This is a genomic window from Pseudodesulfovibrio aespoeensis Aspo-2 (genome assembly GCF_000176915.2).
GTDB lineage: Bacteria > Desulfobacterota > Desulfovibrionia > Desulfovibrionales > Desulfovibrionaceae > Pseudodesulfovibrio > Pseudodesulfovibrio aespoeensis.
The window spans coordinates 3,206,923-3,226,621 of the sequence record NC_014844.1; the positions used below are offsets into that span (position 1 = coordinate 3,206,923).

Annotated in this window: 19 protein-coding genes; 8 read left to right on the forward strand and 11 right to left on the reverse strand. The window is 61.7% G+C overall.

The window, feature by feature from the left end:
• Positions 1-40: 40 nt before the first annotated feature.
• On the forward strand, positions 41-322 hold the full coding sequence (locus DAES_RS14895; protein WP_013515864.1) for a DUF2325 domain-containing protein: 282 nt from the start codon (positions 41-43) through the stop codon (positions 320-322).
• A gap of 46 nt (positions 323-368) precedes the next feature.
• On the opposite strand, the gene DAES_RS14900 is transcribed toward DAES_RS14895, so the two are convergent.
• From DAES_RS14900 to DAES_RS14910, 3 genes are all read right to left on the reverse strand, one after another.
• Complete coding sequence (locus tag DAES_RS14900; protein ID WP_013515865.1) at positions 369-1,325, reverse strand: chemotaxis protein; 957 nt, start codon at positions 1,323-1,325, stop codon at positions 369-371.
• Positions 1,326-1,515: 190 nt separating this feature from the next.
• Positions 1,516-2,607, reverse strand: a complete 1,092-nt coding sequence (locus tag DAES_RS14905) for an N-acetylneuraminate synthase family protein (protein WP_013515866.1) — start codon at positions 2,605-2,607, stop codon at positions 1,516-1,518.
• Between the two features lie 2 nt (positions 2,608-2,609).
• The gene (locus DAES_RS14910) at positions 2,610-3,230 is read right to left on the reverse strand and encodes a winged helix-turn-helix transcriptional regulator (protein ID WP_236608421.1); all 621 of its coding nucleotides are present in this window, start codon (positions 3,228-3,230) and stop codon (positions 2,610-2,612) included.
• Between the two features lie 323 nt (positions 3,231-3,553).
• On the opposite strand from DAES_RS14910, the gene DAES_RS17705 reads away from it, so the two are divergent.
• From DAES_RS17705 to DAES_RS14940, 7 genes are all read left to right on the forward strand, one after another.
• Positions 3,554-3,712 carry a hypothetical protein gene (locus DAES_RS17705; protein ID WP_157864877.1) on the forward strand — a complete coding sequence of 53 codons (159 nt, stop codon included), beginning with the start codon at positions 3,554-3,556 and terminating at the stop codon, positions 3,710-3,712.
• Between the two features lie 52 nt (positions 3,713-3,764).
• Entirely contained in the window at positions 3,765-5,474 is a 1,710-nt protein-coding gene (locus DAES_RS14915; RefSeq protein WP_013515868.1) for a long-chain-fatty-acid--CoA ligase, read from the forward strand.
• A 367-nt stretch (positions 5,475-5,841) separates the two neighbouring features.
• Complete coding sequence (locus DAES_RS14920; RefSeq protein WP_013515869.1) at positions 5,842-7,023, forward strand: ABC transporter substrate-binding protein; 1,182 nt, start codon at positions 5,842-5,844, stop codon at positions 7,021-7,023.
• Between the two features lie 135 nt (positions 7,024-7,158).
• Positions 7,159-8,070, forward strand: a complete 912-nt coding sequence (locus DAES_RS14925; protein WP_013515870.1) for a branched-chain amino acid ABC transporter permease — start codon at positions 7,159-7,161, stop codon at positions 8,068-8,070.
• A gap of 13 nt (positions 8,071-8,083) precedes the next feature.
• The gene (locus DAES_RS14930) at positions 8,084-9,154 is read left to right on the forward strand and encodes a branched-chain amino acid ABC transporter permease (RefSeq protein WP_013515871.1); all 1,071 of its coding nucleotides are present in this window, start codon (positions 8,084-8,086) and stop codon (positions 9,152-9,154) included.
• 10 nt (positions 9,155-9,164) lie between these two features.
• Complete coding sequence (locus DAES_RS14935; RefSeq protein WP_013515872.1) at positions 9,165-9,932, forward strand: ABC transporter ATP-binding protein; 768 nt, start codon at positions 9,165-9,167, stop codon at positions 9,930-9,932.
• Positions 9,929-10,666, forward strand: coding sequence for an ABC transporter ATP-binding protein (locus DAES_RS14940; RefSeq protein WP_013515873.1), 738 nt, complete (start codon positions 9,929-9,931; stop codon positions 10,664-10,666). The genes DAES_RS14935 and DAES_RS14940 overlap by 4 nt, the downstream gene beginning before the upstream one ends.
• Before the next feature lie 94 nt (positions 10,667-10,760).
• On the opposite strand, the gene DAES_RS14945 is transcribed toward DAES_RS14940, so the two are convergent.
• From DAES_RS14945 to dsrA, 8 genes are all read right to left on the reverse strand, one after another.
• Entirely contained in the window at positions 10,761-11,255 is a 495-nt protein-coding gene (locus DAES_RS14945) for a peptidylprolyl isomerase (protein WP_013515874.1), read from the reverse strand.
• 145 nt (positions 11,256-11,400) lie between these two features.
• Complete coding sequence (locus DAES_RS14950) at positions 11,401-11,790, reverse strand: hypothetical protein (RefSeq protein ID WP_013515875.1); 390 nt, start codon at positions 11,788-11,790, stop codon at positions 11,401-11,403.
• Positions 11,791-11,792: 2 nt separating this feature from the next.
• Positions 11,793-12,923: a DegT/DnrJ/EryC1/StrS family aminotransferase gene (locus tag DAES_RS14955; protein ID WP_013515876.1), complete on the reverse strand. Its 1,131-nt coding sequence runs from the start codon at positions 12,921-12,923 to the stop codon at positions 11,793-11,795.
• Positions 12,924-12,944: 21 nt separating this feature from the next.
• A complete protein-coding gene (locus tag DAES_RS14960; protein WP_013515877.1) occupies positions 12,945-15,236 on the reverse strand; it encodes an STT3 domain-containing protein in 2,292 nt (763 codons plus the stop codon).
• Between the two features lie 14 nt (positions 15,237-15,250).
• The gene (locus DAES_RS14965) at positions 15,251-16,696 is read right to left on the reverse strand and encodes a cobyrinate a,c-diamide synthase (protein WP_013515878.1); all 1,446 of its coding nucleotides are present in this window, start codon (positions 16,694-16,696) and stop codon (positions 15,251-15,253) included.
• Between the two features lie 90 nt (positions 16,697-16,786).
• A complete protein-coding gene (locus DAES_RS14970) occupies positions 16,787-17,035 on the reverse strand; it encodes a dissimilatory sulfite reductase D family protein (RefSeq protein ID WP_013515879.1) in 249 nt (82 codons plus the stop codon).
• A gap of 68 nt (positions 17,036-17,103) precedes the next feature.
• Complete coding sequence (gene dsrB, locus DAES_RS14975; protein WP_013515880.1) at positions 17,104-18,249, reverse strand: dissimilatory-type sulfite reductase subunit beta; 1,146 nt, start codon at positions 18,247-18,249, stop codon at positions 17,104-17,106.
• An 18-nt stretch (positions 18,250-18,267) separates the two neighbouring features.
• Positions 18,268-19,587: a dissimilatory-type sulfite reductase subunit alpha gene (dsrA, locus tag DAES_RS14980; RefSeq protein ID WP_013515881.1), complete on the reverse strand. Its 1,320-nt coding sequence runs from the start codon at positions 19,585-19,587 to the stop codon at positions 18,268-18,270.
• Positions 19,588-19,699: the final 112 nt, after the last annotated feature.

Here is a 19,699-nt window from a genome sequence, read left to right on the forward strand (position 1 = left end):
TGGTTGAAAACGATTTTCAATTTCAACCACGGAGGCCAGCATGTGCGCGGCATTGATCGGCGGAATGGACAGGCTCAAGCGGGAATACATGACCGAGGCGGAGAAGAGTGGCATCAGGCTCAAGTGCTACACGGGCAAGGAGCGGTCCATCTCGGGCTCGCTCGGAAATGTGGACTTCGTGGTCCTGTTCACCAACAAGGTGTCCCACAAGGCGCGCAAGGACGTGATGGCTGCCCTGCGCGGCACGAACGTGCCCGTGATCATGCGCCACTCCTGCGGCGTCAGCACCCTGCGCGAAGCCCTGGGCGAAGCCACCCTGTAGGCCTTTGGCCGGGAGCGGACAGGCGCAGGGCGGCGGAAGGCGCTCGTCAGGCCGCAGCCTCGGCCTTCCAGCGGCGGATCAGATCAATGACTTTTGCCGTCAGACCATGGAACTCCGGCTTGGTCACCTGGGCGTCGGCCTTGACCGCATGACCCTTGTGCTCCACACCCTTGGAGATGAGCGACGAGAACAGGGCTACCGGCAGCACCTTGAGGACAGGGTCCTCCTTGATCTTGCGGGTCAGGGTGTAGCCGTCCATGCGCGGCATCTCGATATCCGAGACCACGGCGTCGAGATGATCCAGCGGGCTCCCGCCCTCCTGCTCGACCCTGGCCTTGATGGCCAGCAGACGGTCCCACGCCTCGGCCCCGTCGCCGACCAAGGTCACCTCGAAATTCGCCTCCGTGAAATTCCTGCGCAGCAGTTCGCGCACCGAGGTCGAGTCGTCGGCCACCAGGGCGCGGTAGCGCTCCTCCGAGTAGACGCCCGGCCCGGAGGAGTGGGCTTGGCTGTCGCCGTCGAGATCGGCCAGCATCCGCTCCAGATCGAGCATGAGCACGAAACGGTCGTTGAGCTGCACCGTGCCGGTGATGCAGTTGGTGTCCATGCTGGCCACGTACTTGCTGGGCGGCTCCACGTCCTTCCAGTTGACCCGGTGGATCTGGGTCACGCCGGAGACGAGAAACCCTGTGATGGTGGCGTTGAACTCCGTGACGATGATCGGCTCGTTGACGCTCTTGGCCCGCTCCACGTTGAGCCAGACGCTCAGATCCACCACCGGCAGAATGAGATCGCGCAGGGGAATGGTCCCCAGAAAGCTCGGATGCGTGGCAGCCTCGGACCCTTCCAAACCCTCCGGAGCCTCGACCACCTCGAGAACCTTGGCCACGTTGACCCCGAAATAATGGGTCCTGGGACCTTGCTCGGTCTTCTCGTGGACAAAAAATTCAATTATCTCAAGCTCGTTTGTACCTGTTTCCAGCAGAATGTCCTGTCCGCTCATGGTCCCTCCTGTGCGCGGTGCATGCATTAACCAACCGCATACCACTCCCGCACCGGGAGTTGAATGATTTTTTACACTTCGCGCACTCCCAGCCCGACCCAAGGGCGCAATAAAGACGCAAAAAGGCCGCCGCCCGCAGATGCGGACAGCGGCCCGTGGATTCACAGGGTCGCGAACCGGTCGCTCCACTCTAGGAGCTGGCCGCGCCCACGCACTCCTCGGCAAGCAGACGCAGGGTGTCCCACTGCACCGGCTCCTCGTGCTTGACGGACCGGCCCAACGTCGCGCCCAGAACCTCGTCCCAATGGACTGGCGACACGCCCACGCGCGGGCTGCGGGTGGTCAGGTCCGACTCGGTCAGCACATGCCCGGCAGGCAGATCGCGCGAAAAGACGATGCACTTGCGCAGCTTTTTGGCAGCGGCCTGCTCCTCGGGAAAAACCTTCTTGCCCTTGACGCGCATGGCCTTTTCCACTTCCTGGATCATGCCCACCATCCGGGCCAGCTCTTCGGGCTCCAGGGAGGCCTGATGGTCGGTGCCCTTGAGAGTCTTGTCCAGGGTGAAATGGCGCTCGACAACGCAGGCGCCCAGGGCCACGGCGGCCACGCTGGGACCAATGCCCTGCTCGTGGCCGGAGTAGCCTACAGGCAGGCCGTACCGCTCGCGCAACCCCTCCATGACCGGCAGGCCGATCTTCTCCTCGGGGCAGGGGTAGGTGGAGTTGCAGTGCAGCAGGACCACGTCGTCGTGGTAGGCGCGGATCTCGGCCAGGGCCACATCGATGTCCTCAAGGGAGCTCATGCCCGTGGACAGGATGATGGGGATGCCCGTGGCCGCGTACTTGCGCACCAGGGGAACATTGACCAGATCGGCCGAGCAGATCTTGAGCAGCTCCACATCAAGGCCGAGCACCTGCCGCAGGCTGGGCTCGTCCCAGGCCGAGGCGAAGAAGACCAGGCCGAGGGACTCGCTGTACTCCTTGAGCTGGCCCATCTGCTCGATGGAAAGCTCCAGGGCATTGCGGTGCTCCCCATATGTGGGGCCAAAGCTGTTGCACCCTGTGTAGGGGGCGGCGCGACCCTCTCTGGTCAGCAGCGCCTCCATGTCGCGTTTCTGAAACTTGACGCCCTGGACACCTGCGGCCGCGGCCTCGTCGATCATCTGCCGTGCCACAAGAAAGTCGCCCTGGTGGTTGTTGCCGATCTCGGCAACGACGAAGCAGGGATGGCCTTGGCCGATGGTGACGCCGGAACGCAGCGTAACGGACTGAATCTGTTTCATAATCAAAATCTCACGATTTGGAATCCGCGCTTTTCGGAGAGTGGCTTTATCTGCTCGTATATCTCGGCCTGCTTGCCGAACGAGGTGATGACCACGGCATCACAGTCGACCTGATCCAGAACATGCGGCGCGGAAACCACATGCCCGTTGAAAATCTGCCCCTGTTTTCTGGAATCGTTGTCAAGAAGCACAACCACCTGAAAATCGCTGTCTCGCAGGGCGGACAGGACGACCTCACAGGTCTCGGACGCGCCAAAGAGCGCGAGCCGTTTCTTCCCCTTGTCGCGAAGCCCGGTCAGCTTCGACATCACGAAATCCTTGATGGTGGTGTACAGGCGCACGGTCTCGGACGAATAGTCGGAGAACATCCTGCGCCTGGACTGCTTGCCATGGTCCGTGAGGGCGTAGCGGTAGCTCTTGCCGTTGACCGGCAAAAACTCGACCAACCCGCCCGACTGGAGCTGCTTGAGATACTGGTTGACCATGGCACCGGAGAGATTGAGCTGCTTGCCGAGCTCGAACTGGGAAAGCGCCGAATCACGGGACAGGGCGTCCAGAATGGCCAGGACGCGGGTGCTCTTGCTGGGCTTGAGGTAAAAGCCGTCCGTGATCAGCATACCCATATTTGCATTCACATGATCTGACATTGAATCTCTCAGTCGTTCGCTCGGTCAATGATTCATTCCGGTGAGAAGCGGATTCTGGCACGGGGTGTGCCACTCTAGTCTGGCACAGGAACCCTGTCAACTTGACGCCCGGCAACGCTTTGCCGGTCCTCTCCGCCCCTTGCCCTTGATTCGCCCCAAAGGGTGGATCGTTGACATACTGAATAATCGGTTCATCCGGCACATTACTTTATGAGGCTGGGCAATCATTTCCCCACCTGTGCCGTTCTTTCGACTAGCAAAATCTCTGCCAAACAAGATTTAAATTGCTCGGACTCGGAATGATGAAGAATAACAATTCGCATTTATTCATCTTAATTTTTCGTTCGGCCTTGGGGCGCACAGCGGGAGGAAAAACGGACTTCGTGCTGGCCGCCAGCGTCAAATCCGCGACAGGTGCGTGTTTCAAACATGCCGTATTGACCGAAATCCGCCTCTAATATACCTTCTTCAAGCCCATTGCCGGGCAAAATCACTCCCAAAGGACGCCCAATGGAGCAGATAGACCGCCCCTGGCTCAAATCCTATGATGCCGAGGTTTCCCCGACCCTGGACTATGAAAAACTCCCTCTGTTCAAATTCCTGGACAGGGCCGCCCACAAGTGGCCGGGACGCAAGGCAATCGTCTTCAAAAACTGGTCAGTGACCTACGCCAGGCTCAAGACCATGACCGAGGTCTTTGCCGCCAACCTGCGCGAGGCCGGGGTGCGCAAGGGCGACCGCGTGGCCCTGATGCTGCCCAACCTGCCCCAGACCATCATCGCCGTGTGGGGCACCCTGCGCAGCGGAGCCATCGCCGTGATGACCAACCCGCTCTACATGGAGACGGAGATCATCCACCAGTTCAACGATGCTGACGTGCGCACCTGCATCACCCTGGACCTGCTCTGGCCCAAGCTCGACAAGCTGCGCCCGGTCATTCCGGTGGAGAAATTCTTCGTCACCTCCATCGGCGAGGGGCTCAAGTTTCCCCTGAATCTGCTCTACGCGCTCCAGACGATGAAAAACGGGTCCGCGCCCAAGGTGCCCTATGACAAGACGCGCGTCCTGCCCTTCAAAACCCTGACCAAGGGGAGCAAGACCTTCACCAACGAGCGCGTGGACCCGGACGACACGGCCCTGCTCCAGTACACCGGCGGCACCACGGGCGTTGCCAAGGGGTGTGTCCTGACCCACGTCAACATCGGGGCCAACATCCAGCAGTGCCAGTCCATGATGCACACATTGGGACAGCGGCAGGAGACCTTCATCGGCGTGCTGCCCTATTTCCATATATACGGCTTCACCACCTGCCTGGCCTGGCCCACCAGCATGGGCGCAACCCTGACGCCCTTCCCGCGCTATGTGCCGCTGGACGTGCTCAAGGGCATTCAAAAGCTCAAGCCCACGGTCTTTCCCGGCGCACCCTCCCTGTATGTCTCGCTGCTCCAGCAAAAGGACATCGCCAAATACGACCTCTCCAGCATCAACTGTTGCGTATCCGGCTCCGCACCCATGCCGGTAGAGCACATGGAGCAGTTCAAGACGCGCGCCGGCACAGCCATCGCCGAGGGATACGGCCTGACCGAGGCCTCGCCCGTGACCCACTTCAACCCCATCAAGGGCGTGCGCAAGCCCGGCTCCATCGGCCTGCCCTTCCCGGACACCGACGCCAAGATCGTGGACATGGACGTGGGCGGCGAGGCGCTGCCGCCAGGCAAACGCGGCGAGCTGGTCATCCGCGGCCCCCAGGTCATGCAGGGGTACTACAACCGCCCCGATGCCACTGCCGACGTGCTCAGAAACGGCTGGCTCTACACCGGCGACATCGCCTACATGGACGAAGAGGGGTATTTCTACATCGTGGACCGCAAGAAAGACCTCATCATCTCCGGCGGATACAACATCTACCCCCGCGAGATCGACGAGGTGCTGCACACCCACCCCAAGATCGAGGAGGCGGTCAGCGTGGGCATCCCCCACGACGCCAGGGGCGAGATCGTCAAGGCCTACGTGGTGCTGCGAGAGGGCGAGAGCCTGACCCGCAACGAGGTCATGGCCTACTGTAGAGAAAAGCTCGCCAGCTACAAGGTTCCGCGTCAGGTGGAGTTTCGCGCCTCGCTGCCCAAGACCATGGTCGGCAAGGTGCTGCGCCGCGCCCTGCGCGAAGAGGAGGCGGCCAGATCCGCAGCCAGAAAAAACAGAACCGCGCGAACCGACTAGGCGGAACGGTCGGGGTGTGACAGCATCCACCCGGCCCCGACGCATGTGCACCGCGAATGCACCGCTCTCCCACAGCAGGCACCGTGTCCGCTCCAAGCACGGATTTGCGTTTCACGCCCCGCTGGCGGCCCTGGCTTTCAGGGGGCGTTGCATTCTTGACATTAATGAAAAAATTCATTCGCCGTAAATTTGTTTTGCACGACTTTTCCCTTGCCAATACTCAATTTATGCGAAGTTTATTCAAGCATACTGCGGTTTTTGCAAAAATGTCTGGCGCAAAACCCCTTTTACAGATGTCTCTTTTGGTGTATAGATCAGTCTTGTTTTCCGTTGGGACACTACGTAATTCATATGAGAGGAGGAAATGATGAAAGGTTTTCTTAAAGGTGTAGGCTTGCTTAGCCTCATGCTCGTGTGCAGCGCCTTTCTTCTTGCCGGTTGCGGCGAAGACAAGGCTCAGACCATCAAGATCGGTTTCAACCTGCCCCTGACCGGTGACATCCCCGAAGTGGGCGAAGGCTCCAAGAACGCTGCCGAGATGTACCTCAAGGACATCAACAGCGCGGGAGGTCTCGAAGTCGGCGGCCAGAAGTACCCCCTCGAATTCATCTACATGGACAATGAGTCCAAGGCCGAATCCGCCACCAACGTGGCCCTGAAGCTCATCGACCAGGAGAAGGTCGTGGCCATCATCGGCCCCAACTCCTCCAAGCAGGCCGTGCCCGCCGGCGGCACCTGCAACGACAACCGCGTGCCCATGATCTCCCCGTGGTCCACCAACCCGAGCACCACGCTTGACCGCCCCTGGGTCTTCCGCGCCGCGTTCCTCGACCCGTTCCAGGGCCCGGTCGTGGCCGACTTTGCCGCCAAGAAATTCAACGCCAAGACGGCTGCCGTCCTCTTTGACGTGTCCAACGACTACTCCAAGGGTCTGGCCGAAATCTTCAAGGCCTCCTGGGAAGCCAAGGGTTTGGGCCCGGTCGTGGCCTTCGAATCCCACGGCACCAAGGATCAGGACTTTTCCGCCCAGCTGACCACCATCGTGGCCGCCAATCCGGACTTCATCTTTGTCCCTGACAACTACAACCAGGTGGCCCTGATCGTCCGTCAGGCACGCGACCTCGGCTACAAGGGCCCGTTCATGGGTTCCGACGCCTGGGGCACCCCGGACCTGGTCACGCTGTGCGGCGAGCAGTGCTACGGCAACTACTTCTCCACCCACTACGCCGCTGCCGGCGCGCAGGGCGCCACCAAGGTCTTCATCGACCGCTACCAGGAAGCCTACGGCGCGGTCCCGGCAGACTATGCGGCCCTGACCTGGGACTCCATCGGCATGATGGTCGAGGCCATCAAGAACGCGGGCAAGGTTTACTCCGACCCGGTCGAGATGCGCACCGCCATCCGCGACGGGCTGGCCGCCATCAAGTCCTTTGACGGCATCACCGGCTCCTCCAAGTTTGACGCTCAGGGCGATCCCATCAAGTGCGCCGTGGTCGTCAAGATCAGCGACACTGGCGAGTTCGTCTTCGAAGAGTCGGTCTGCCCGTAGAGACCACGCAGCAGCCACGACACCGGGCGGGGGCCTCATGGCCCCCGCCCTTTTACGACTCAACGGGCCGTTTGCCTGACAGGTCCCCGCGCACCGGGACCGGCCCAAGCATCCACTACCCAAGGAACAACCGCCGTGGACTTCATCATTCAGAACATACTCAACGCCCTCCAGTGGGGAAGTTTCTACGCGCTCATCGCCCTGGGCTACACGCTTGTCTATGGCGTCCTGACGCTGATCAACTTCGCCCACGGCGACATCTTCATGGTGGGCGCGTATATCGCCTTCTTCGTCGCCTCCTGGCTCCTGGGACCGGTCTTCGGCCTTGACCCGACCATCACCTTTGTGCTGGCCATCCCGCTGACCATGATCCTGACCGCCTGCGTGGGCGTGACGCTCGAGCGCATCGCCTACCGCCCCCTGCGACGAAAGGGGGCCCACCGCCTCTACGTGGTCATCACCGCGCTCATGTGCGGCCTGATCCTCGAATACGGCAACCTCGCAGCCCTGGGCGCCAGCCGCAAGAAATTTCCCGACCTGCTCGACAAGGTCATCTGGGACATCGGCGGGGTGTCGGTGACCAACCTCAAGGTGCTGGTGATTTTCGCCGCCATCGCGGTTTTCATCTTCCTCAACTTCATCGTCACCAAGACCAAGATTGGCATGGCCATGCGCGGCATCTCCTACGACAAGTTCGCCATCCCGCTCATGGGCATCCCCATCGACGCCATCATCGTCTTCACCTTCATCCTCGGTTCGAGCTTTGCCGGACTGGCCGGGCTGCTTTTCGCCATGTCCTACCCCATCCTGGAGCCCTTCATGGGCGCGCTCATCGGTTGGAAGGCGTTCATCGCGGCAGTGGTCGGCGGCATCGGCGACATTCGCGGGGCCTTCTACGGCGGCTTCCTGCTCGGTTTCATCGAGGTCGGCGTGGTCACGGTCTTCCCGTCCACCTACCGCGACCTGTTCGCCTTCACCATCCTGCTCGCCATCCTCTGGATGAAGCCCACGGGATTGTTCGGCGTCGCAAAGCACACCAAGATCTAGGGCAGGACGAACAATGCAGAAATACACCTTCAATTTCGTCCTGGCCGCATCCTGTCTGTTGATGCTGGCCATGGCGCAGTATGGCCTGATCGACAACTACATCCAGGCCGTGTTCATGTTCGTCGGCATCAACATCATCATGTCCACCAGCCTCAACCTGGTGAACGGCAACATGGGCGAGTTCTCCTGCGGCCATGCGGCCTTCATGTGCGTGGGCGCCTACGTCTCGTCCGTCCTGTCGGTGCTGTGCTTCGGCAAGCTGCTGGGCGGGCCGCTGCTCCCGGCGTCCATGGCCGTGTTCGTCTTCCCGCTGATCATCTTCATCGGCGGCGCGGTGGCGGCCCTGGCTGGCATCATCGTGGCCCTGCCCTCCTTCAAGACACGGGGCGACTATCTGGCCATCATCACCATCGCCGTCAACTACATGATCATCTCGGCCATCGAGAACATGCCCAGCATCGGCGGCTCGCGCGGCTTCCAGGGCATGAAGGACACGGTCTGGGCCATGGTCGACACCTTCAATGGCCCCTGGATGCTCCTCTGGGTCATCCTTTTCACCGTGTTCACCGTGTGGATCATCCGCCGGTTCATCTCGTCCACCTACGGCAAGGGCGTCAACGCCATCTGCCAGGACGAGATCGCCGCCGAGATCATGAGCGTCAACACCGACCGGATGAAACTGGTCACCTTCATGCTCTCCAGCGGCCTGGCCGGTATCGCGGGTGGCCTGTTCGCCCACATCGTGGGCTACGTCAACCCGCAGTCCTTCAACATCCTCAAGTCCACAGAGGCCATGGTCATGGTCTACCTGGGCGGCATGGGCTCGCTTTCGGGCGCGGTCCTCTCAGCCATCCTGTTCACCGGCCTGATGGAGGTGCTCCGGAGCCAGTCGCTCATCGAGTTCATCCTCTCGCCCGTGACCTTTGTCTTCCCCGACTGGGAACCTTCGGCAGGCGTCATCAAATGGGTGCTGATCCCCCTGATCCTGGTCCTGCTGATGCAGTTTCGGCCCGAAGGCATCATGGGCAACAAGGAGCTGTCGGACGTGTTCCCGAAGCTGAAAAAGTACTACTCGTTCAAGTAAGGAGCCTGCAATGTCGCTACTCAAAATCGACGGACTGACCCAGAGGTTCGGCGGGCTCCAGGCGGTTTCCGAATTCTCCGTCGAGATGCAGGGCGGGGAGCTGATGGGCCTGATCGGTCCCAACGGGGCCGGCAAGACCACCATCTTCAACCTCATCTCGGGATTCTACCAGCCCACCGAGGGGACCATCACCCTGGACGGCACGCCCACTGCGGGCCTCAAACCCCATCAGGTGACCTCGCTCGGCGTGGCCCGCACCTTCCAGAATATCCGGCTGTGGCACGACATGACCGTGCTCGACAACATCCGCATCGCCCAGCACTACCGCATGGGCTACACGGTCTGGGATTCGTTCCTGCGCACCAAGCGGTATCGCGAATGCGAAAAGCGCATCGAGAACATCGCCTTCGAGCTGCTCGAAGCCATGAGCCTGGCCGACTACGCCCAGGAGCTGCCCAAGAACCTGCCCTACGGCCTGCAGCGGCGCGTGGAGATAGCCAGGGCCATGTCCATCAAGCCCAAACTTCTGCTGCTCGACGAGCCCGCCGCTGGACTCAACTCGTCGGATGTCGAGGGGCTGATCAAACTGGTGCGCTGGATTCACGACAACTTCGACATCACCATCTTCATGATCGAGCACCAGATGAAGGTCGTCACCAGCCTGTGCCAGTGGATCAAGGTCATCGACTTTGGTGCCACCATCGCCGAAGGCACGGCGGAAGACATCCAGAGCAACCCGGCGGTCATCAAGGCCTATCTCGGAGACGACACCATATGAACATCCCACTTCTCGAAGTCGAAAACCTCCACGTCAAATACGGCAACATCGAGGCCCTGCACGGTATCTCGTTCACCGTGGGCCAGGGCGAGATCGTCACGCTCATCGGCGCCAACGGCGCGGGCAAATCGACCACTCTGATGGCCGTGGCCCAGCTGCCGCCGCCCGAAGCGCCCAAGATCATCAGTGGTGACATCCGCTTTGCCGGCCAATCCATCCTGGGCATGGCCCCTGACAGGGTGGTGGCCGACCTGCACCTTGTCCTGGTCCCTGAAGGCCGCCACATCTTCGGCAACCTGACGGTGGAGGAGAACCTCAAGCTGGCCACCTACGCCCGCAAGGGCGACGTCAACGACATCAACCGCGACTACAAACGGGTCTACCAGCTCTTCCCGCGCCTGAACGAGCGCAAGAAGCAGCGTTCCGAGTCCCTGTCGGGCGGCGAGCAGCAGATGCTGGCCGTGGGCCGCGCGCTCATGTCTGGCTGCAAGTTCATCATGCTCGACGAGCCGTCCATGGGTCTGGCCCCGCTGCTCATGTACGACATGTTCCGCACCCTCAAGGAGCTCAACGAAGAGGGGATGACCATCCTGCTCATCGAGCAGAACGCCCACCTGGCCCTCAAGTTCGCCCACCGTGGCTACGTCATCGACACCGGCGAAATCGTGGCCCATGGCCCGTGCGCCACCCTGATGGAAAACCCGGAAGTGAAGAAGGCCTACCTCGGCGGGTAGCGCCTTCAAGACAATGCCCACAAAAAAAGGCCGGAGGAATCGCTTCCTCCGGCCATCTTTTTTTAGAACCGAGTCTGGCCCCTGCGGGCAGGCTCTATTCGACCACCGTGGCCTTGACGATGAAGACCGGCTCGACCGGCACGTCGTCGTGAAAGCCGTGACGGCCCGTGGGCACACCCTTGATCTTGTCCACCACGTCCTTGCCCTCGACCACCTTGCCGAACACGGCGTAGCCCCAGCCCTGGGGGTTCTTGCCGGAGTGGTTGAGAAACCCGTTGTCCTTGATGTTGATGAAAAACTGCGAAGACGCGGAGTGCGGGTCCATGGTCCGGGCCATGGCCAGGGTGTAGCAGTCGTTTTTCAGGCCGTTGTCAGCCTCGTTCTCGATGGGGGCGCGGGTCTCCTTTTCCTTCATCTTCTCGTCCATGCCGCCGCCCTGAACCATGAAGCCATTGATGACGCGGTGGAAGATGAGGCCGTCGTAGAAGCCGTCCGCCACATACTGCTGAAAATTGGCCGCGCTCTTGGGGGCCTTGTCGAAATCAAGCTCAATGACGATATCGCCCATGCTGGTTTCCATCTTGATCATAGTCGTTCTCCTTTGGGCCGGACCCTCGGCCCGGCGTGATTGCGTTGTGCTCGCCCCCCTACCAGAAGGTGCGGGCCGAGGCAAATCGGTCGCACCAGGCCAAAACCGCCAGCCTGGGGATCTGTCAGGGATGACGGAGCCTGGGTCACTGGGCCGGGGTCACTGGTACCCCGGACACGATGCCCCTCATTTTCCCGGCCCCAACGCCCGCGCCCTGCGGCGCGGGGGACAGGGTCGTGGCATTGTCGTCCTCGCCCCGGACCACGGGCCGGACTTCGAGCCGGGCCAGCGGATTGTCCGCCGGGGACGTGGCCCGGACATTGGACAGGGGGGAGCCGAGCTTCATGATGTTCTTCTCGACCACCATGTCCACCTGGGGCTCCACGATCCTCGCCTGGGCCGAGGCGTTGGGGCTCCTGGGCTGGAACTGCACAGGCGCGGGCCGGTCCACGAACGCGGTCACCAGATAGGCCAGGGCTATCCCGGCCAGGAGCGGCTTGAGCATCCGCACGATGAAACCGCGATCCGTCGACATGGCTACCCTTTCATGGCCGCGGCCACGGCCTCCTGGTCCTGGCCGCTCAGATAGGGGTGCATGGGCAGGCTGAAGATGCGCCCGGCCACATTCTCGCTGACCGGAAAATCCCCCTTGCCATACTTGAGACCAGCAAACGCCTTTTGCAGATGCAGGGGTTTTGGATAATAAATGGCGGTGGGAATATCCGCCGCCCTGAGCCTGCCCATGAGGGCATCCTTGTGCGCCGCGTCTCGGGCCAGCACGGAATACTGCGCCCACACCGAGGTGTTGCCCTCGGACACGGTGGGAACGGTCAGTCCGTCGATGTCGTCCAGCAGGGCGGCGTAGCGGTCGGCCACCTGCTGCCGTTTCTCTATCTCGCCCGGGAATATGGCGAACTTGGCCAGCAGGACGGCGGCCTGGATGGAGTCCAGCCTGCCATTGATGCCAAGGCGCACGTTCTCGTACTTGTCCTCACCCATGCCGTGGACGCGGATGGAGACGAGCAGCTTGTGCATGGCGTCGTTGTGGGCAAAGAGCATGCCGCCGTCGCCATAGCAGCCCAGGGGCTTGGCAGGAAAAAACGAGGTGCAGGCCACATCGCCCAGCGAGCAGACCGGCTTGCCCTTGTAGGTGGCCCCAAAGGACTGGGCCGCGTCCACGATGAGGAACAGACCGTTGTTGTGGGCCACGGGCTCTATCCGGGCATAGTCGGCGGGCTGGCCAAAAAGGTCCACGGCAATGACGCCCTTGGGGATCAGATCCTTGCGGGTGTCCTTGACCTCGCCGATCTTGCGGCGCAGCTCGTCGGGGTCGATGTTGAAAGTCACGGGATCGATGTCCACAAAGACCGGGGTCGCGCCGAGCAGCGCAATGGCCTCAGCTGTGGCCATGAAGGTGAACGGGGTGGTGAACACGGCGTCGCCCGGCCCGACCTCAAAGGCCATCAGGGCCATGACCAGGGCGTCGGTGCCCGAGGCGCAGCCCACGGCGTGGCGCACGGCGCAAAAGCTCGACAGCCTCTCCTCCAGCTCTGCGATCTCAGGCCCCATAATATAGGCACCGTGACCGAGAACCCTGTCGATGCCTGCCCTCACGGACGCCTCGACCTGCTGGTACTGCGTTTTCAGATCAATAAATGGTATACTCATCACTATCTCTCTTTCTTCAGATTATTGAACCACTTCATAGATTCGCGCAAAGGGCAGCCTGTCAACGACAAGCGTGAAATATGGGGCGATGTCAGGGTCGTCGGGGTCTGCCGTGAGCAGCCGGGCCATGGTGGAGCCATACCCGATGGAGTCCAGAACCACGCTCTGCTTGCTGACCATGTTGATGATCAGATGGTGGACCTTGGGCAGAAGCTGGGGCGAAAGCGCGTTCAGGGGGTATCCCCTGCGGTTCACGCCGTCCGGCTCAAGGACGGTGATGTCCTTGACCAGCCCACCGCCGCCCTTGCGGTCCATGACCCCGCCGCGCTCGACGTTGAAGCCCAGCTCGCCGGGCTGGTAGATATTCACCTTGGCCTCGCGTGTGGTCCCGGTCTCAAGGTTCCAGTTGCCGAAATGGCTGATCCACTTGGCCAGGGTCAGGTCGTTCCAGGTGACAATGAAATACTGCCTCGGAGTCGCCGGATAGTCCTGCCTGGAGAGCTGCCCTTCCAGGGTCTCGACAATCTGGTCGCGGGGGATCGAGTCCCACTCCCGCGCGGGGGCCAGACCGATATTCGGCGGCGTTTCCGGATACTGTGCGCTGAAGGCGATCATCCGGTTGGCGAGCTTTGGCGACGGGGTGGTCATGGCAAAGGCGATCGGGTAGACATCCCGCCCGGCGTGCTTGCCGCCGTCGGCCACGGTTTCCAGCCCGGCGTAATATTGGGCCGCGTAGCCCCAGTCCCACCAGGTCCAGACCATGGAGCCCGGCTCACTCCGTTTCCCGAGTTCCTGCATGGCCTCGGCATGCTGCCGCGAGAGCACGGGCGTGAGCGAGAGCGACGCGTATTGCACGTGGCAGTAGACGAGAAACCCCGCACCCAGGACCGCCTGAACGGCAAAGTCGATCACCGCCTTGCGTTCGAACCGGCAGGAGACCGCGCTGACAAGCCAGTAGACACCCACACCCAGCATGACGCACAGGGCCGCCCCGCCGAACATGGAAAACCGGATGCCGAGCTTGACGCTGGCAAGCTGCAGGGCGATCAACGGCAGCAGAAAGGCCGCTGCCGGTCGCAGGGCCACGACCACGACCCCGAACAGCACGGCCACCCAGCCGAGCCAAGGAAAGAACGCCCCGCGCTCCATGATCGCCGACAGCGGCTCAAGCCGGACCTCGATGATGCTCTGGAGGATCGAGGGATAGATGGGGCCGAGGAACTCCGCACCCGCGGCCCCGGAATCAATGGTTCCTGCGGCACCGGTCAGGTACGAGACCAGCTTTGCGGCAGAGTAGGCCACTGATTCATCGAGCAGCCTGGTGGCCAGGACCACGGCGAACAGAACCAGGGCGCTGGCCCAGACAGAGCTGAGGAACTGGAATCTCCCCCTGGCACTGTTTTTCCAGAGAAAGATCAGCCCCAGGGCCAGGGCCAGAGAAGTACCTATGATTACTGGGTAATAGGGGATAGCCAGCTCTGAAATCACCTGTCTCGTGAGAGGCCACAACTCCAGCCTCCCAAAAGCCCCGCCCGGAAAGGCGGCCAGGGCAAAGATGGCGAGCCCCTGGAGGGCGGGCGCACGCTGGCCGGGCCGGCAGTTGAGCATGACCACGGCGATGGTCATGAAGAAATACAGGATCACGATGTTGAGGATGTCATTGTGCCAGATGCAGGCAAACCGGGTCGCCAGACCGAAGGCCAGCGCCATCCAGAGGGTCTGCGCGGCGTTTGAGGACGCCGGCTCCGGATCACGGGTGAACCAGCCCGAACGCATGTGCTGTCGCGCCCAGAAGGCCAGCAGCCAGGCAATCAGCATGGGCATCAGCAGGGTGAACATGTCGGTGTCGAAATATCCGAGCCGGGTGCGGTAGAACAGCCCTGGCGTCAGGGAGCCGATGAGCCCAGCCAGGACACCGGCGTTGACCCCGCCAAGGAGCCAACCCCAGAGATAGCAGACCACACCCACCAGGGAGACGACGATGGCCGGACTCCAGAACCCGATGGCACCAAGCCCGGCCCCGGTGACCTGATTGACCAGCGCAGCGAACTCGGCCAGGGCATACCCGGACAAAACGCCGAGCCCCTTGGCCTTGGCCAGCCAGTAGTAGGCGTCGTGCGTGGCCAGGATGCGCTCCCCGGCGACCCACAGTTCCGGGTGGTCCCAGCGACCGGCAAAGCTCAGGCGAAAGGCGAGAACTATGAGATAGACGCAGACCCCGTAGACCCCCACCGTGCGCCAGTCGGCAGACCAGGAAGGCGCAGGCCCCGCATGTTTCAATCCACGGTGGTACATTTCGCCAGGAATTCGCACACTCACCTCTTGCTTCAGGTCTGTTCTTCGCTCAGGCCGCTGTCCACACTCCCACGCCAGCGGGCCGCGGCAGCCACGAAACGCGGTGCCCAGGCCGGGGCCGCCAGCGCGTGAATATGGGTATACCCTGCAAACGTGTTTTCATAAAGCACTCCGTCGCGGCCACCCCCGATGCCGCTGCCGCGAAGCATCCGCAGGCTGAAGGGGAGCGGCGCGCCCGGGTCGGCAAGACAGACGGAATAGTGAAACTCATGTCCAAGGACCGTCTCACCCGGCAGGAAAAATGGCGACCCTACCTCGACCACCGACTCGGTATACCCCAACCCCTGCGGCTTGGCGCACAGGGACGTTGCAGCGGGGATCACCCCGGTCATGACGTGTGGTCCGGCCTTCCCTGCCGCGTCCACGCAGTCGAGCGATTCGCACAGGACCATGAATCCGCCGCATTCGGCGTAGATGGGCATACCGGCCTGGGACAGGCTGCGAATGGTCGCGAGCACCCGTTTGTTGGCCGCAATGCGCCCGGCGAACACCTCGGGGAACCCGCCGCCGAGATACAGGCCGTCCATGTCAGGCCACGGGTCTTCCGCGAGCAGGCTCAGGCGGACCAGTTCGGCACCGGCATGGGTCAGGGCGTCAAGATTCTCGGGATAATAAAACCACAGGGCCGCATCGCGCACATAGCCAATGCGCGCAGAGACTGGAGCAGGCGGTCCGGGAAACAGCGGTGCGGGCTCGGCCTTGAACGGCGGCGCGCACTCGGCAACGGCCCGGATGGCGTCGAGATTGAGCCACTCCTCGGCCATTGCGGCCAGCGAGTCAAGGGCTGGCTGGCCCAGGTCGCTACCTCCGTCCCTGAATTCCTGATCCGACATCAGCCCCATGTGCCGCTCCGGGATGGGGTTGTCACCAATCTTGGGCAGCATGCCCAGGACCGGGATATCGGTGTACTCCTCGATGCTGCGGCGCAGGACCGAGCGATGGCGCTCGCCAGCCGTGCGGTTGAGAATGACCCCGGCCAGACGGAGGTCTGGCTCGAAACTGGCGCACCCCAGCAGGATTGCGGCCACGGTGCGGGTCATCTTGGTGCAGTCGATGGTCAGGATCACCGGCGCGTCGAGCTTGCGGGCGAGTTCGGCAGTGGAACACGAGCCGTGCTCGTCCTTGCCGTCGAAAAGGCCGCGGTTGCCCTCCACCAGGCTCAGGTCACTGCCCTGGGATTTGTGCCAAAAAAGCGAGCGGATGACTGGGTCGGCGTGAAAGAAGGGATCGAGATTTGAGCAGGGGCGGCCTGCGGCCAGGGCGAGCCAGCGGGCATCGATATAGTCGGGCCCCTTCTTGAAGGGCGCGACGCGCAACCCGCGCCGACTGAAGGCGCGGGCCAACGCCAGCGAAACGATGGTCTTGCCGGTGCCGCCCGAAAGCCCGGCCAATATGAATCGCGGAAGGATGTGTTGCACGCGGCTGCCGTTTCGGCTGACGTTGAACCAAGAAAAGCCTTGCCCGCCGAAGAGACGGGCAAGGCCTTGTTGACAGGTAGGGGTCGGAGTCTATCCTTCGCCCTCGGAAGCGGCCTGCTTGCCCGCACCGGCCAGACCATACATGGTGGTGGACCCGGAGGACCAGAACACCATCTTTTCTTCCTGAACCAACTGGGTCAGCAGCTTTTTGACGTCACGGGTCTTCTCGTCCGGGAAGAGCTTGGTGAAGTCATTGAAGTAGAACTTCGACTTGCTGGCTGATTTTTCTTCGCAAAATTTGAGGATTTCGGCTTTTGCTGCTGCGGGATCGAGTGCCATGACGGACTCCTTTTGGTTTGAAAAATGTCGGGGTACGACGGTGCGTCGTACCCCGACATGTCATTATTCTACCACTTGAACTGAGAAGTCTGGCGCCAAGTGTAGTAGGCCGGGTCGCGGAAGTCATCGATCAGGTGAGCGGTGAACTCCAGCTCACACTTCTCGAAGAAGCGCTCCCAACCGATGCGGTTGGCCCAGTCGCCCAGCCGCTCGTACTTGTTGGCTTCGGCGGCGTAGGTGTCGAGAATCTTCTTGATCACCTTGGTCAGCGTGGGCCAGCGGGGCGGCTCGTTGGGAATGAAGGGAACGACGACCTTGGAGAAGGCCGGCTTGGTGATGCGGTTGGAGATCTTGCCGCCAACCATGATGGCGATGCCATCGCCTTCACCATCGGACAGGGGCAGGGAGGGGCACATGGTGTAGCAGTTGCCGCAGAACATGCACCGGTCTTCCTTGATGGCCACGGTCTTGTAGGTCTTGCCGTCAAGCTCGACCTTGGACGGGCGCACTGCACCGGTCGGGCAGGCAGCCACGGCCAGCGGAATCTCGCACAGGTTGTCCAGGTACTCGTGGTCGATGAGAGGCGGTTTGCGGTGGATGCCCAGGATGGCTATGTCGGAGCAGTGCACCGCGCCGCACATGTTCAGGCAGCAGGCCATGGAGATGCGGACCGGGGCCGGCAGCTTCATGTTCTGGAAGTCGTCGAAGACGGCGTCCATGGTGACCTTGACCGTGCCGGAGGCATCGGTGGCCGGGGTGTGGCAGTGGACCCAACCCTGGGTGTGCACGATGTTGGTAACACCGGCACCGGTGCCGCCGACCGGGAACTTGTGGGAACCACCGGGGAACTTCAGGCCGTTGAGGTACGCCTTCAGGTCCAGGGCGGCCTTTTTGTTATCGACGATGAACTCGATGTTGTTACGGGTCGTGAAACGCAGATTGCCGCCAGCGAACTTGTCGGCGATCGCGCAGATTTCACGAACGTGGGACACGGTGATCAGGCGGGCGGAGCCGCAACGCACGGTGTATGCCTTGTCGCCGGAAAGGGCGGTGTGGCACAGAACGCCGGGCTCAAGGATCTCGTGATAGTCCCACTGGCCGAAGTTTTTCGCGATGACCGGGGGCAGGAACTCACCAAAGTGGCGAGGACCGATGTCGGAAATCCGACCTTCCATCGGTTTGCCGGGATTGTATCCGGAAGAAATGAAAGCCATGTTGTTTTCCTCCAATCTTTAGCGCTGGTGGCGTTTACGGAATGCGGCGAGATCGCGGTCCCAACCACCCTTGACGTCTTCCGCCTTCCAGAAGATGTAGGGGTTGTGGCGGGGCTCCTGAACGTGGCGGGGATCGGCCGCGATGCCGGCGGCGCTGGCCAGGGCGGCGAAGCCGAGACGTTTCATGGTCTCACCGATACGCTCGCGGTTCTTGCCCTCTTCCATCCACCAGTCCCAGACACCTTCGATGATGTCTTTGATACCCTGGTAGTCGTCGTCCTTGTTGACTTCGATGAAGGGCACCAGCAGGGAACCCATCTGGGGACCGTCGAGGATCGGGGCCTTGGCGCCGCAGAAGATGGACACTCCGCGCTCGTCACCGATCTTCAGGGCCTGGGGCATGGTGTTGATGCAGTGCATGCAACGGACGCATTCCTTGTGGTCCATGATCAGCTTGCCGCCTTCAAAGCTCAGGCACTTGGACGGACACAGATCAACGACTTCCTTCTGGATGTCGAACTTGCCCCAGTCGCGACCGGCATGAGCGCCGGCGTTGGGGGCGATGTCACCGCCAACGTAGGCGGCAACGACTTCCTGGTTGATCTTGATGGGGCCCTTGAAGGTGCCGAGGAAGCCGAGGTCGGAACGGGCGATGGCAGCCACGCAGCCGTTGGGGCAGCCGTCGAACTTGAATTTGAACTTGTAGGGGAACGCCGGGCGGTGCAACTCGTCCTGGTATTCCAGGGTCAGGTTGTAGCAAAGCTCCTGCGAGTCGTAGCAGGCGTATTCGCAACGGGACATGCCCATGCAGGAGGCCGGGGTGCGCAGGTTGGAGCCGGAACCGCCGAGGTCGACGCCCATGTTATGGGTCAGTTCCCAGAAGATCTCCTCAAGCTGCGGGGTGGACGTGCCAAGCAGCACGATGTCGCCGGTGGCGCCGTGCATGTTGGTAAGGCCGGAGCCGCGCAGTTCCCAGATGTCCATGAGGCTGTTCAGGAACTCGGTGTTGTACCACATGCCCATGGGCTGGGCAACACGCACGGTGTGGAAGTGAGCCACGCCGGGGAACATCTGGGGCTGGTCACAGTAACGACCGATAACGCCGCCGCCGTAACCGAAAACGCCGACGATGCCGCCGTGCTTCCAGTGGGTCTCACCGTCGGTGTAGGACATCTCAAGAACGCCGAGCAGATCGTCAGGGCAGTCGGCTGCAACCTGATACTCAATGCCCTTCTCATTCTTAGCGCGAGATGCCGCCTCCTGTTTGATGTCGGATACGAAGCTGGGCCACGGGCCGCTTTCCAGCTGATCCAACAAAGGAGTTTTGTGTTTCGCCATTCCCTTAACCTCCATTGTTTGATTAAGATGTTGCCATCAACCATTCTAATCCGGGCCGTTTCTCACACTGACTGATCGACCAGAACCCGGATGCCTTTGCTACAGTACGCGA